Annotated in this window: 16 protein-coding genes; 13 read left to right on the forward strand and 3 right to left on the reverse strand. The window is 73.0% G+C overall.

The window, feature by feature from the left end:
• Window positions 1–59 precede the first annotated feature (59 nt).
• From C229_RS0108670 to C229_RS0108685, 4 genes are all read left to right on the forward strand, one after another.
• Window positions 60–944 (forward strand): sugar phosphate isomerase/epimerase family protein, encoded by an 885-nt coding sequence (locus C229_RS0108670; RefSeq protein WP_018654680.1) that lies wholly within the window; start codon window positions 60–62, stop codon window positions 942–944.
• A complete protein-coding gene (locus C229_RS0108675) occupies window positions 941–1,513 on the forward strand; it encodes a TetR/AcrR family transcriptional regulator (protein WP_018654681.1) in 573 nt (190 codons plus the stop codon). Before C229_RS0108670 ends, C229_RS0108675 begins: the two co-directional genes overlap by 4 nt.
• Before the next feature lie 87 nt (window positions 1,514–1,600).
• Window positions 1,601–2,323 carry an ABC transporter ATP-binding protein gene (locus C229_RS0108680; RefSeq protein WP_026313591.1) on the forward strand — a complete coding sequence of 241 codons (723 nt, stop codon included), beginning with the start codon at window positions 1,601–1,603 and terminating at the stop codon, window positions 2,321–2,323.
• Window positions 2,320–3,054 (forward strand): ABC transporter permease, encoded by a 735-nt coding sequence (locus C229_RS0108685; protein WP_018654683.1) that lies wholly within the window; start codon window positions 2,320–2,322, stop codon window positions 3,052–3,054. Before C229_RS0108680 ends, C229_RS0108685 begins: the two co-directional genes overlap by 4 nt.
• A 37-nt stretch (window positions 3,055–3,091) precedes the next feature.
• Here C229_RS0108685 and C229_RS0108690 read toward each other — a convergent pair whose 3' ends face one another.
• Window positions 3,092–3,412 carry a winged helix-turn-helix domain-containing protein gene (locus C229_RS0108690; protein WP_018654684.1) on the reverse strand — a complete coding sequence of 107 codons (321 nt, stop codon included), beginning with the start codon at window positions 3,410–3,412 and terminating at the stop codon, window positions 3,092–3,094.
• On the reverse strand, window positions 3,409–3,870 hold the full coding sequence (locus C229_RS0108695; RefSeq protein ID WP_018654685.1) for a hypothetical protein: 462 nt from the start codon (window positions 3,868–3,870) through the stop codon (window positions 3,409–3,411). Before C229_RS0108695 ends, C229_RS0108690 begins: the two co-directional genes overlap by 4 nt.
• 175 nt (window positions 3,871–4,045) lie before the next feature.
• On the opposite strand from C229_RS0108695, the gene C229_RS0108700 reads away from it, so the two are divergent.
• From C229_RS0108700 to proC, 3 genes are read left to right on the forward strand one after another with little or no spacing between them, the layout of a single operon-like run.
• Window positions 4,046–5,251: an LCP family protein gene (locus C229_RS0108700; protein WP_018654686.1), complete on the forward strand. Its 1,206-nt coding sequence runs from the start codon at window positions 4,046–4,048 to the stop codon at window positions 5,249–5,251.
• A gap of 53 nt (window positions 5,252–5,304) precedes the next feature.
• Window positions 5,305–6,225 carry a proline dehydrogenase family protein gene (locus tag C229_RS0108705; RefSeq protein ID WP_026313592.1) on the forward strand — a complete coding sequence of 307 codons (921 nt, stop codon included), beginning with the start codon at window positions 5,305–5,307 and terminating at the stop codon, window positions 6,223–6,225.
• A 20-nt stretch (window positions 6,226–6,245) separates the two neighbouring features.
• A complete protein-coding gene (proC, locus tag C229_RS0108710; protein ID WP_018654688.1) occupies window positions 6,246–7,040 on the forward strand; it encodes a pyrroline-5-carboxylate reductase in 795 nt (264 codons plus the stop codon).
• Window positions 7,041–7,114: 74 nt separating this feature from the next.
• Here proC and C229_RS0108715 read toward each other — a convergent pair whose 3' ends face one another.
• Entirely contained in the window at window positions 7,115–8,203 is a 1,089-nt protein-coding gene (locus C229_RS0108715; protein ID WP_018654689.1) for an alpha/beta hydrolase, read from the reverse strand.
• Window positions 8,204–8,406: 203 nt separating this feature from the next.
• On the opposite strand from C229_RS0108715, the gene C229_RS0108720 reads away from it, so the two are divergent.
• The 6 genes from C229_RS0108720 to C229_RS0108745 all read left to right on the forward strand — a co-directional run bounded on the left by C229_RS0108720 (window position 8,407) and on the right by C229_RS0108745 (window position 13,439).
• Window positions 8,407–9,630, forward strand: coding sequence for an acetoin utilization protein AcuC (locus C229_RS0108720; RefSeq protein WP_051108887.1), 1,224 nt, complete (start codon window positions 8,407–8,409; stop codon window positions 9,628–9,630).
• A complete protein-coding gene (locus tag C229_RS0108725) occupies window positions 9,630–10,463 on the forward strand; it encodes a phosphatase (RefSeq protein WP_018654691.1) in 834 nt (277 codons plus the stop codon). Before C229_RS0108720 ends, C229_RS0108725 begins: the two co-directional genes overlap by 1 nt.
• 340 nt (window positions 10,464–10,803) lie before the next feature.
• Entirely contained in the window at window positions 10,804–11,007 is a 204-nt protein-coding gene (locus C229_RS0108730; RefSeq protein WP_018654692.1) for a helix-turn-helix domain-containing protein, read from the forward strand.
• 312 nt (window positions 11,008–11,319) lie between these two features.
• Window positions 11,320–11,418, forward strand: a complete 99-nt coding sequence (locus C229_RS33490) for a 30S ribosomal protein bS22 (RefSeq protein WP_018654693.1) — start codon at window positions 11,320–11,322, stop codon at window positions 11,416–11,418.
• Window positions 11,419–11,514: 96 nt separating this feature from the next.
• Entirely contained in the window at window positions 11,515–12,525 is a 1,011-nt protein-coding gene (locus C229_RS29970; protein WP_018654694.1) for an NAD-dependent epimerase/dehydratase family protein, read from the forward strand.
• The gene (locus tag C229_RS0108745; protein WP_018654695.1) at window positions 12,522–13,439 is read left to right on the forward strand and encodes a lysophospholipid acyltransferase family protein; all 918 of its coding nucleotides are present in this window, start codon (window positions 12,522–12,524) and stop codon (window positions 13,437–13,439) included. Before C229_RS29970 ends, C229_RS0108745 begins: the two co-directional genes overlap by 4 nt.
• Window positions 13,440–13,445: the final 6 nt, after the last annotated feature.

A 13,445-nucleotide genomic window follows, 5' to 3' on the forward strand; every position in this document is an offset into this window, starting at 1 on the left:
GGAGCATAGGCTTCAATACCCCAGCGATCCTTCTGAGCGACTCATCTGGCGAGGGAGCCTTGACCCCGCAGCACAACGGCGCGGCATCGCCGGTCCTCCGCGTGCCGGACGCGCCGATCACGCTCTCCACGGCGTCGGTGTACCCGGAGAAGGTGCCGAGCGCCTTCGAGACCGCGGCGCTGCTCGGCTACGACGGCATCGAGGTCATGGTGTCCACCGACGCCTCCTCGCAGGACCTCGCCGTGCTGCGGCGCCTGTCCGACTACCACCAGATGCCGATCAAGTCGATCCACGCGCCGTGCCTGCTGCTGACGCAGCGGGTCTGGGGGCGCGACCCGTGGGGCAAGCTGATCCGGTCCAAGGAGGTCGCGGAGGAGCTGGGCGCCGAGGTCGTCGTCGTCCACCCGCCGTTCCGCTGGCAGCGCGAGTACGCCCGCGAGTTCGTCGAGGGACTGGCCCGCATGCAGGACGAGACCGACGTCCAGTTCTGCGTCGAGAACATGTTCCCGCTGAAGGCGCGCGGCGCCGAGGCGGGCATGTACCTGCCCGACTGGAACCCCGTCGACCAGGACTACCCGCACGTCACGCTCGACCTGTCGCACACGGCCGTGTCCGGGTCGGACGCGCTCGCGATGGCCGACGACCTCGGCGACCGGCTGCGGCACATCCACCTCGCCGACGGCGTCGGCCTCACCAACAAGGACGAGCACCTGGTCCCCGGCCGGGGACGGCAGCCGTGCGGGCCGCTGCTGGAGCGGCTGGCCGAGGGCGCGTTCGCCGGGCACATCGTGCTGGAGGTCAACACGCGCCGCGCCGACACCCGCGAGGACCGCATCGAGGACCTGGCCGAGGCGCTGGCGTTCGCGCGGCTGCACCTGGCGGCGGCGGAGCGGACGTGGGAGGTCACCTCCGGCGGGGAGGTCACCCGGCGGTCCTCGCGGTGACCGGCGGGCGGGGCCGCCGGCCCGGCCCCACCGCGACCCGGGAGGCGATCATGGCGTCGGCCCGCGAGCTGTTCGCCGAGAAGGGCTACGACGGGACGTCGATGCGGGCCGTCGCGCGCGGTGCCGGGGTCGACCCGGCCCTGGTGCACCACTTCTTCGACGGCAAGGAGCGGCTGTTCACCGAGGCGATGCGGTTCCCCGTCAATCCGGGCGAGCTGATCCCGGTGATCATGAGCGCGCCGCGGGACCGGCTCGGTGAGTCGATGGCCCGCGTGTTCTTCGGCGTCTGGGAGGACCCGGACCGCCGCGCCCCCATCCTCGCGGTGCTCCGGACGGCGATGACGAGCGAGCACGGCGCGACGATGCTCCGCGAGTTCGTCACCTCGGCCCTCTTCGCGCGCGCGGCCGAACTGCACGACATCCCCCTGCTCCGCGTGAACGTGGCGGCGGGGCACCTCATCGGCGTCATGATCCTCCGCCACGTAGTGCGCGTGGAGCCGCTGGCCTCGGCGTCCGCCGACGACCTGATCGCCCTGGTGGCCCCCGCCCTCCAGGGCTACCTGGGCTGATCCCGAGAGCACTGTTGACCGGGCGCTGACCTCGGGTTCTGTGGCATGTCCTTGACCGGGGGTGCTTCGCGGTCTTTAATTCATCACATGATGAAATCTGAGGCGGCGGTGCGCGTCCGCGATCTGCGGGTGGTGCGCGGCAAGCGGGATGTGCTGCACGGGCTGACGTTCGAGATCGCGCGGGGGGAGGTGGTGGGGTTGCTCGGGCCGAGCGGGTGCGGGAAGACGACGCTGATGCGGGCGCTCGTGGGCGTGCAGGTCGTCGCGGGCGGCGAGGTGACGGTACTGGGGGAGCCCGCCGGGTCGGCGGGGCTGCGGCGGCGCGTCGGGTACGCGACGCAGGCGCCCGCCCTCTACGCCGACCTGTCGGTGGCGGAGAACCTGCGGTACTTCGCGTCCGTGCTCGGCGCGCCGCGCGGCGACGCGGCGCGCGTCATGGACGAGGTCGGGCTCGGGCGGCACCGCGACCAGGTGGCGGCGACGCTGTCGGGCGGGCAGCTCAACCGCGCGAACCTGGCCGTGGCGCTGCTCGGCGAGCCGCAGGTGCTCGTCCTGGACGAGCCCACCGTCGGGCTCGACCCGGTACTGCGCGAGGAACTGTGGGAGCTGTTCCGGGAACTGGCCGGGCGCGGCGTGACGCTGATCGTCTCCAGCCACGTGATGGACGAGGCCGGCCGCACCGACCGGCTGCTGCTCATGCGCGAGGGCGAGATCCTCGCCGACGGGACGCCCGGCGCGCTGCGCGCGAGCACCGGCGCCGCCGACCTGGAGGACGCGTTCCTCCGGCTGATCACGGGGGAGGCGGCGTGAACCCGTCGATCACCCTCGCGACGACGCGGCGCATCCTGGCGCAGCTCCGGCACGACCACCGGACGCTCGGGCTGCTCGTGGGCGTCCCGGCGCTGCTCATGGTGCTGCTGCGGTACGTGCTCGACCAGCCGGGCCTGTTCGACCGGGTGGGACCGCTGCTGCTCGGCGTCTTCCCGTTCGTGATCATGTTCGTCGTGACGAGCGTCGCGACGCTGCGCGAACGCACCGGCGGCACGCTGGAGCGGCTGATGACGATGCCGCTCGGCAAGCTCGACCTGCTGCTCGGCTACGCGCTGGCGTTCGGGCTCGTGGCGCTCGTCCAGGTCGGCGCGGTGCTGGCGATCTCGCTGACGTGGCTGGGCCTGGACCTGCGCGGCCCGGTCGCGGCGCTGGTCGTCGTGGCGGTGCTGGACGCGCTGCTCGGCATGGCCCTCGGCCTGCTGGCGAGCGCCTTCGCCCGCACCGAGTTCCAGGCGGTGCAGTTCATGCCCGCGTTCGTCCTGCCGCAGGTGCTGCTGTGCGGGCTGATCGTCCCGCGCGACCAGATGGCGGGCTGGCTGGAGGCGATCTCCCATGTCCTCCCGCTCTCCTACGCGATCAGCGCGATGCAGGAACTCACCCGCGAACCGGCCGTCACCGCGACCCTCACCCGCGACATCACGATCATCGCCGCCTGCACCCTCCTGTCCCTCCTCCTGGGCGCCGCCACCCTCCGCCGCCGCACCCCGTGACCCACCCTCACGACCCCGCCCGGCCGCGGGGGACGGGTCAGCTTGCCTTGGCCGTGTCGGCGGGTGGGGACGGGGTGAGGGGGGAGCCCACGATGGATTGGAGGGTGGCCACGTAGTCGGTGAAGGCCGTGCGGCCCTCGGGGGTGAGTTTGAGCCAGGTGCGGGGGCGCTTGCCGACGTGGCCCTTGCGGATGGCGACATAACCGGCCTTCTCCAGCGCGGAGGCGTGCTTGGACAGGACCGAGTCGCTGATGTCCAGGGTGTCGCGGACGAAGGCGAACTCGGCCTCGTCGGCCGCGGCCAGCAAAGACATGATCTGGAGCCGCGCCGGTGCGTGGATCATCGGGTCGAGGTTCATCGCGTCACCGGCTCCTCAAGGGCGGAGTGGGCGCGGCGCTCGGCCCAGCGCATCGTCGCGGCGGCGTAGACGGCGACGACGACGCCCGTCACGACGCGCGGCCAGATGTGCGAGCCGGTGAACTGGTAGACGACCGGCGGGACGACGCCGCAGACGACGAGCAGCGACAGCACCCACAGCCCCATCCGCGCCGTGGCGCGCGGCGTCCACGGGCGGGAGCGCCACTTCACCCGGGTGCGGGACCACAGCGCCCCGGCGAACACGGCGAGCCAGCCCGCCGCGACGAGCCACAGCGCCGCGCGGACGGCGCCGTGCACCTCGGTGGCGACCCCGGCGAGCGTGACGAGGCCGATCAGGCCGGGGGCGTACCAGCGCGGCAGCCGCTGACCGGCGTACCCGGCGCACTGGACCCGCTGGATCTCGGCGAGCGTCTCAGACGCGGTGGGCATGGTGTTCATGGCGACCTTCCTTTCCGCGAAGTACTTTCCACTCCAGAAAGTACAGCCCACTTTCCACATCGTCAAGTATTTTCCGGAGCGCAGCCCGGTGCGCGACCGCACAGCGGAGATCCACTCGTCGCAGATATGGCCAAAGGTGATAAAACCGCTGGCCTCGGTGGTAGTCTCGCGCGCCATGACGTCCCCAGACCTCCCCGCCGACGACGACGCGCGCGCCCCTGACCGGCCGGATCGTCCGGCCGGAGCCCCGCACCGCGCCCCGGGCGCGCACGCCGCGGAGCCCCGCGACGACGGCGGGTACGACGGCGGGTACGGCGACGGTCCGGGCGGCGGCCTGCTGCCGGACGGCGACGCGCCCGCCGGGCGCAGGCGCAAGAAGCGCTGGCCCCGCGTCCTCATCGCGTTCGGCGTCTTCGTCGCCCTGCTCCTGGCGGGCGTCGGCGGCCTGCTCTGGCAGCGCAGCTCGGCGTACGACGACAACATCGACCGGGTGCCGAGCGCCCTGCCCACCGGCCCGAACCGCCCCGGGCCGGGCGCAGTCGGCACCGAGAACTGGCTGCTCGTCGGCTCCGACACCCGCGCGAAGGCCGCGACGACGGGCGGCGGCGAGGCGGTGTGGAAGCCGGGCGCGCAGCGCTCGGACACGATCATGCTGCTGCACCTTCCGGCGGACCGGAAGAAGGCGTACGTCATCTCGTTCCCGCGCGACTCGTGGGTGCAGGTCCGGGACTACGGCCCCTCGAAGATCAACGCGGCGTTCTCCTACGGCGGCCCGCCGCTGCTCACCGAGACGGTCGAGTCCCTCACCGGCATCCGCGTCGACCACTTCGGCGCGATCGACTTCAACGGCTTCAAGTCGATGACCGACGCGCTCGGCGGCGTGGAGGTGACGATCAAGGAGGACGTCTACGACCCGGCCCGCAAGACGGCGTGGACGGCAGGGAAGCACAAGCTGAACGGCGAGGACGCGCTGAACTTCGTCCGGCAGCGCTACAACCTGCCCAACGGCGACTTCGACCGGATCAAGCGCCAGCAGGCGTTCCTGGGCGCGCTGGCGAAGAAGGCCGCCGACGGCGGGACCGTCAGCAACCCCCTGAAACTGAACCGGTTCCTGTCGGCGTTCACCAAGTCGATCAGCGTGGACAGCGGCGTCAAGACCGGCGACCTGCGCTCGCTGGCGTTCAGCCTGCGCGGCATCCGCTCGTCGGACGTCGTGTTCCTCACCGTGCCGAACAAGGGCAGCGCGAGCCGCGCCAAGCAGAGCGTCGTGCTCCTGGACCGGGCGAAGGCGGGCGCGCTGTTCGAGGCGGTGAAGACGTCGGAGGTCGCGGAGTACGTCGCGACGCACGGCGGCCAGAACCGCGTCGGCACGGTTTCGTGATCTCTCCGCGACGGCGGGCATAACCGGGGAAACGCACTTCCGGGGAGGTGGCCGTGCTCCGTTCGGCACTGCTGGCCGCGTCGCGCAGCGGGGGCGTGCGCGCGCTGATCGAGAAGGCGCCGCCGACGCGCGCCGTCGTCCGCCGCTTCGTCGCGGGCGAGACCACCGGGGACGCGCTGCGCGTCACCGGCGACCTTCTCGCCGGGGGACGGCTCGTCAGCCTCGACGTTCTCGGCGAGGACACCCACGACCGGGCGCGCGCGGACGCGACCGTCGAGCACTACGCGGCGCTGCTCGGCGCGCTGGCCGACGCCGGGTTCGGCGCGGACGCCGAGGTGTCGCTGAAGCTCACCGCCGTCGGGCAGGCGCTGGACGAGGACATGGCGCTGGCCAACGCGCGCCGCGTGTGCGCGGCGGCCAGGGAAGCGGGCACGACCGTCACGGTCGACATGGAGGACCACACCTTGGTCGCCTCCACGCTCCGCGTCGTGCACGCGCTGCGCGGCGAGTATCCGGACGTCGGCGCCGTGATCCAGTCGTCGCTGCGCCGCGCGGAGGAGTACTGCGCCGAGCTGGCCTACGAGGGGTCGCGGGTGCGGCTGTGCAAGGGCGCGTACGCGGCCCCGGCCGAGGTGGCGTTCACCGGCCGGGCGGAGGTAGACGCGTCGTACGTGCGCTGCCTGAAGGTGCTGATGGCGGGCCAGGGCTACCCGATGGTCGCCACGCACGACCCGCGCCTGGTGGACATCGCGAGCGCCCTCGCCGTCCTCGACGACCGCGCCGCCGACTCGTTCGAGTACCAGATGCTCTACGGCATCCGCCCGCAGGAGCAGCGCCGCCTGGCCGGGCAGGGCTTCCGGATGCGCGTCTACGTCGCCTACGGCACCGAGTGGTACGGCTACTTCATGCGCCGTCTCGCCGAGCGTCCCGCGAACCTGGCGTTCTTCGCCCGCGCGCTGGCGGGACGGTCGTAGCGCGCCGCTAGGGTGGGCGTGTGATCGCGATTCTGGGTGCCGGGAAGATGGGCGAGGCGCTGCTGTCCGGCGTGCTGCGGGCGGGCCGCCCGGCGAGCGCGCTGACGGCCACCGCGCGCCGCCCCGAGCGCGGGGTGCTGCTGCGCGAGCGGTACGGCATCGAGATCGTGTCCAACACCGAGGCCGCCAAGACGGCGGACACGCTCGTGCTGGCCGTCAAGCCGCAGGACATGGGCGCGCTGCTGGCGGAGATCTCCCCGCACGTCCCGGCGGGACGGCTGGTGATCTCGATGGCGGCAGGTATCACGGCGGCGTTCATCGAGGAGCGGCTGCCCGAGGGCGTGCCGGTGGTCCGCGTCATGTCGAACACGCCGGTCCTGGTGGACGAGGCGATGAGCGTCATCTCGGCGGGCGCGCACGCAGGCGAGGAGCACCTGCTGCTCGCCGAGGAGCTGCTGCGCCCGGTCGGCAAGGTGCTGCGCATCCCCGAGGCCCTCCAGGACGGCGCGACGGCGCTGTCGGGCAGCGGCCCGGCGTACTTCTACTACCTGGTCGAGGCCATGGTCGACGCGGGCATCCTGCTGGGGATGCCGCGCGCCGCCGCGCTGGAGATGGTCGTCCAGTCGGCGGTGGGCGCGGCGGTCATGCTGCGCGACTCGGGCGAGCACCCGGTGATGCTCCGCGAGGCCGTCACGTCCCCGGGCGGCACGACGATCTCCGCGATCCGCGAACTCGAACGGCACGGCGTCCGCGCCGCCGTCCTGGAGGCCATCGAGGCCGCCCGCGACCGGGGCCGCGCCCTCGCCGAGGGCTGACGTGTGGTGAGGGCCCCCGGTGCGGCCCGTGGGGGGTCGCCGGGTCGCGCCGGGGGCGCCTCGTCGAAGGGCCGTCAGGCGACGGCGGCGTCCGCGCGGGACGGTGCGGTGACGCGGGTGATGAAGCGGGCCGTCTCGCGCATCGCGGCGCTGGCCTCGGGCAGGACGCGGTTCAGGATCTGGAAGACGTGCATCTGACCGTTCCAGACCTGGAGGTCGCAGGTGCCGCCGCCCTTGCGCAGGGCGGCGGCCAGCGCCTCGGCCTCGGGGCGGAGGACCTCGGCGCCGCCCACCTGGATGAGCACGGGAGGGGTGTCGGCCCAGGGGGACGTGAGCAGGGCGATGCGCGGGTCGTCGAAGTCGCCGGACCCGACGACGAGCCGCCCGAACCGGCGGGCCGTCGCCGCGCTGATGTAGGGGTCGCGGGCGAGCCGCTGTTCGGCCAGCGACAGCTCGCAGGTGAGGTCGACCCAGGGGGAGAACAGCACGGTTCCGGCGGGGCGCGGCAGGCCGGTGCGCAGGATCTCGCCGGTGAGCGACGCGGCGAGGTGGCCGCCGGCCGAGTCGCCGGCGATGACGATGCCGTCGGCGGGCACGCCGCGCGCGAGCAGCCACCGGTAGGCGGCGACGGCGTCCTCCAGCGGCGCGGGGAACGGGTGCTCGGGCGCGAGCCGGTAGCGGGGCACGAGGACGGGCAGGCCGGTGTCGACGGCGAGCCGCGAGGTGATGGGCCGGTGCGTGCGCGGCGAGCAGACGACGTAGGCGCCGCCGTGCAGGTAGAGGACGGCGCCGCGCGGCCGCTCGCCGTCGCGGGGGACCACCCACTCGCCGTCGAGCGGGTGGCCGCCGGTCTCGACCTGCGGGTCGAGGACGGGGTGGATGCGGACGCGCGGGGTGGCGCGCAGCAGCAGGGCGGCGGCGTCGACGGTGGAGCGGGCGGCGGCGATGCCCCGGCCGTAGCAGGGGACGCGGTGGATGACGGGGTGCAGGCCGATGCGCAGGGCGCCGGAGATGGCGCGGCTGCGGCGGGTGGGCGTGCGGTCGTACGGTGCATCGTGGGGAGCGTCGTCCCGCGTGGCGGGGCGCGGGCGGGGAACGTCGGCACCGGGAACGGGCAGCGGGGTCACCTCGGCGGGCTGCGCGGTGCGGGTTCGCGTGTCCATCTGCACCCCCTCGCAGGGCTTGTGTCTGTTACATCCGTGTTACGGGATTGTTCCCCCGTTCGTCGTGTAGTTCACGTCACAACTTTGTGTCAGTCGGGCGTGTTTGAGGACGAACCGAATCCCCGGTGCGCTCGTCCGGCGACAACCTGTAGTGATCCACCTCACCCCGCCGGTCCGGAGGCCGGGACGCTACCGTGTGGGGCATGAGCAGCCCGTCAGCCCCGCCCTCGGCCGCGTCCCCGGAGAACTGCGGGCTGCGGGTGCTGTGGGACGAACGGCTGACCGCCTACGATTTCGGTCCCGGCCACCCCATGAACCCGGTCCGGGTCGAGCTGACGATGGCGCTCGCCCGCGACCTCGGCGTCCTGGACCGCCCCAACGTCGACGTCCGCGCCTTCGACGCCGCCGACGACGCGCTGCTGCGGCTCGTCCACGACGAGGACTACCTCGCCGCCGTCCGCCAGGCGGGCACGACCGGCCTCGCCCAGCCCCGGCACGGGCTCGGCACCGCCGACAACCCCGTCTTCCTCAACATGCACGACGCGTCCGCGCTGGTCGTCGGCGCGTCCGTCGCGGGCGCGCGGGCCGTCTGGGAGGGCGAGGCCGCGCACGCCGCGAACATCTCCGGCGGCCTGCACCACGCGATGCCGGGCACGGCGAGCGGCTTCTGCGTCTACAACGACGCCGCCGTGGCCATCCGGTGGCTGCTGGAGCAGGGCGCCGAACGCGTCGCCTACGTCGACGTGGACGTCCACCACGGCGACGGCGTGCAGGCGGTCTTCTACGACGACCCGCGCGTCCTCACCGTCAGCCTGCACGAGACGCCCCGCACGCTGTTCCCCGGCACCGGGTTCCCCAACGAGACGGGCGGGAAGGGCGCCGAGGGCACGGCCGTCAACGTCGCACTGCCGCCCGGCACCGGCGACGCCGCCTGGCTGCGCGCGTTCGACGCGGTCGTCCCGCAGGTGCTGCGCGCGTTCCGGCCGCAGGTGCTCGTCACCCAGCACGGCGCCGACGTGCACGCACTCGACCCGCTGGCCCACCTCACCCTCTCGGTGGACGGCCAGCGCGCCGCGTACGCGGCGCTGCACCGGCTCGCCCACGAGGTCGCGGGCGGCCGCTGGCTCGTCACCGGCGGCGGCGGGTACGAGCTGGTGCAGGTCGTGCCGCGCGCGTGGACGCACCTGCTCGCCGAGGCGGCGGGCGCCCCGATCGACCCGGAGGCCGCCACCCCCGACGAGTGGCGCGCGTTCGTCCGGGGCCGCACCGACGAGATCGCGCCGCGCCGGATGACGGACGGCACCGCGCGGGTGGACGTCCGCACCTGGGAATCCGGCTACGATCCGGCCAACCCGGTCGACCAGGCGGTGCTGGCCACGCGCCGCGCCGTGTTCCCCGAACTCGGCCTCGACCCCCTGGACGTGTGATGGCACCCGACCGCGCCGAGCTGCGCGCGCACCTGATCCGAACGATGATCGCCGGAGACGTCGCGACGCCCCGGCAGAACAACCTGCTGCACATGCGCCGCATGGCGGGCGGCGACCCGTACTACCAGTTCGGCCTCACCTTCGACCGGGAGTGGACCGAGCGCGACGTCCTCAAGGTCATGATCGACCTGTGCGGCGTGGACGCGAACCCGTCGCACCTGTACGGCGACGACACGATCGACCCCGACCTCACGGTCGGCGCGCTGGAGCGCATGGGCGACCGGATCGGTCTGGCGGCGCGCGAGCGGCAGACGGTGGTGCTGGCGACGGGCCATCCGCAGCCGCTCATCGACCTGTACGACGAGCTGGCGCGGGCGCTCACGGCTGCGGGCTGCCGGGTGCTGCGCCCGGCGGAGGGCTGGACGTACCAGATCCAGGAGTGGAACGGGCGCCGGGTGAACCGGCACATCGCCTACACGCCGGCGGGCGTCGCCTACCTGGTCGACGATCATCGTCGCGGGCACCACACGCACGACCCGCACCCGATGAACGCGATGCTCGACGAACTCCGCGCCGCCGCTGCCGAACCGGGTTCGGTGGACGCGGAAGCGCCGCTCTGGCCGGATCTGGCCATCGCCGACCACGGCTGGGCCGGGGCGGCGGGGGAGGCGGGCATCGACACCGTCGGGTTCGCGGACTGTAACGATCCGGCGCTGTTCGTCGGCGAGGCCGAGGGCAAGGTGCAGGTGGTCGTGCCGCTCGACGACGGGGTCTCCCCGCAGCACTATGAGCCGCTCACGGCGTTCCTCCTGGCGCGGGCGGGGCTCGGCTGAGCCGCCCGGCCGGTCGCGCTCGCGGTCACGCCGTGTGACGCGTGGGTCGTCGCGGGGCCCCTGTGCCGCCGGAGTGCGGACGTCGACCTCTGAGTCGCTGGTCAAGGGGGTTTCGGACGCAACGGAAGAGACGTGCGCCGGATTCGTCCTACTCGGGGGTGGAACCGTGGCGGGTGCGGGCCGCAAGGGCAATGTGTCCCTTTCGCCAGGTCCGGAGACGTAAATGGGTGGAACCCCCCTCTTGCGACTGTCGGTACTCGATTTACGCTGAGGGAGTACACGTGCGTGATCAAAGTCACCCCAAGAGCCGGTGCTCGGCACGTGTGGGAGAGGGCGTCCGATGAGCTCATCCGATCGGCCTCTGAGCGAGGTCAGGTTCCTGACCGTGGCCGAAGTGGCCTCGGTGATGCGGGTGTCCAAGATGACCGTCTACCGTCTCGTCCACTCCGGGGAGCTGCCCGCGATCCGGGTGGGCCGCTCGTTCCGGGTCCCCGAACAGGCCGTGCACGACTACCTCCGGGACGCCTACATCGAAGCCGGGTAAGCGCGAAAGCGCCCACGGGATACGCGGTCCCATTCGGCGGCCGACCTCGGCCCGCGCGCGAGTGCGTTGACTGGCCGGTGGGGTGACGCCGAAGGCGAGCCCCTCCGGCCAGATCGCGAAGCGATGCCGCACTCGCAAAGGCACGGTCAGGGAGTGAGCCGCTAGGCGAGCCCCTGGGCCGGGACTTCAATGACACACGCGTGGTGGGAGGCGGGTAGGCTGGGCGGTCGGACCGTGGGCGCGCTGAGGATTCTGCCTCGCTGCGGCCTGTCCCCTGTCAGCAGTTCAGCCGATTTGCCGAGGCGAGGTCTCGTGGGCTCTGTCATCAAGAAGCGTCGTAAGCGGATGGCCAAGAAGAAGCACCGCAAGCTGCTCAAGAAGACGCGCATCCAGCGGCGCAACAAGAAGTAGAACGGCTCGGCCCCGCGCCCCGCGCGGGGAACGATCCGCCACGAAGTACCCGTAGTCCGGCCACGTCAGCCGTGAGGGGTGGGGCGCATGTCAGATATGCCCTCCTCCGCGGCCCGTGTCGTCCTCGTGACGGGCGTCGCCCGTTTCCTGGGGGCACGGGTCGCGCACGCCCTGCAAGCCGATCCGGGCATCGAGCGCGTGATCGGCGTGGACACCGTCCCGCCGGTCGAGCCGCTCGGCCGGACCGAGTTCGTCAGGGTGGACGTCCGCACGCCCGGGATCGCGAAGGTCATCGCGTCCGGCAGGGTCGACACGGTCGTGCACTCCGGCCTGGTCCCGGGTACGCCGGGCACGGCCGCGCGGGCCAAAGAGCTGAACGTCATCGGAACGATGCAACTCCTCGCGGCCTGCCAGCGCGCCCCGAGCATGCGGCGGCTCGTCCTGCGCTCCACGGCGGCCGTCTACGGCTCGTCGGCCAAGGGCCCGGCGGTCTTCACCGAACGCGACCAGCCGCCCGAGCCGCCCGCGAGCGGATCCGCCAGGGACGCCGTGGAGGTCGAGGGCTACGTCCGGGGCCTGACCCGCCGCCGGTCCGACCTCAGCGTCTCGGTGCTGCGCTTCGCGAACCTGCTCGGCCCCCGCGTCGACTCCCCGATCACGCGCTACCTGTCGCTGCCCGTCGTGCCGACCGTGCTCGGGTTCGACCCGCGCCTCCAGTTCGTCCACGAGGACGACGGCGTCGAGGTGCTGCGCCGGATGACCGTCGAGGACCATCCCGGCACGTTCAACGTCGCCGGCGACGGCGTCCTGCTGCTGTCGCAGCTCCTGCGCCGCGCGCAGCGCCCGACGATCCCGCTCACGGCCGCGTCGCTGTCGGTCCTCGGTGACACCGGGCGCCGCCTGGCGGGCCTCACCGGCTTCTCGCCCGAACTGCTGCGCTGGCTCACCTACGGCCGCGTCGTCGACACCGCCGCGCTCGCCGCCGAGCTGTCGTGGCACCCCAAGTACTCCACCGAGGCCGCGTTCGCCGACTTCGTCGCTGAGCGCCGCCCCGCCGCGACCGCCCCGCTGGCCCTGTTCGACCGGCTGGTGAGGAGACACCCGTGACCGCGCAGCACTCCCGGAACGACGACGGCATCGCGCCGGTCATCCCGCTCGACGCCGTCCGCCATGACGACCCGCCGCCCCGGTCCCGGCTGGAGCGCGGCGTCGCGTCCGGGCTGGCGTTCCTGCGCCGCCGCCTGGCCGGTGAGTACGAGGTGGACGAGTTCGGCTTCGACCCCGAGCTGAACGAGACCGTCCTGCTGCCGATCGCCCGCGCCCTGTACGAGCACTGGTTCCGCGTCGAGGTGCGCGGCACGGAGAACATCCCCGACGGCGGCGCGCTCGTCGTCGCGAACCACTCGGGCACGATCCCGCTCGACGCGCTGATGCTGACGGTCGCCGTGCACGACGCCACCGGCCGCGACCTGCGGCTGCTCGGCGCCGATCTCGTCTACGAGATGCCGGTGCTCGGCCACCTGTCCCGCAAGGCCGGGCACACGCTGGCCTGCCGCGCCGACGCGACCCGCCTGCTCGACGGCGGGAACCTGGTCGGCGTGTTCCCCGAGGGGTTCAAGGGCGTCGGCAAGCCGTTCGCCGAGCGCTACCGGCTGCAACGGTTCGGCCGGGGCGGCTTCGTGGAGACGGCGCTGCGCACCGGCGCGCCGCTGGTCCCGGTCGCGATCGTCGGCGCCGAGGAGATCTACCCCAAGATCGCCGAACTGCCGCTGCTGGCCCGGCTGCTCGGCGTGCCCTACTTCCCGGTCACGCCGACGTTCCCGTGGTTCGGCCCGGCGGGTCTGCTGCCGCTGCCGTCCCGGTGGCTCATCCAGGTGGGCGAGCCGATCCCGCTGGACGACTACGGCCCGGGCGACGCCGACGACGCGATGACGGTCTTCAACCTGACCGACCAGGTCCGCGAGACCGTCCAGCAGATGGTCTACGACACGCGTCTGCTGCGCGGTCCCGCGTTCCTGTAGGGGCCG

Source organism: Actinomadura flavalba DSM 45200 (assembly GCF_000374305.1).
GTDB classification, from domain to species: domain Bacteria; phylum Actinomycetota; class Actinomycetes; order Streptosporangiales; family Streptosporangiaceae; genus Spirillospora; species Spirillospora flavalba.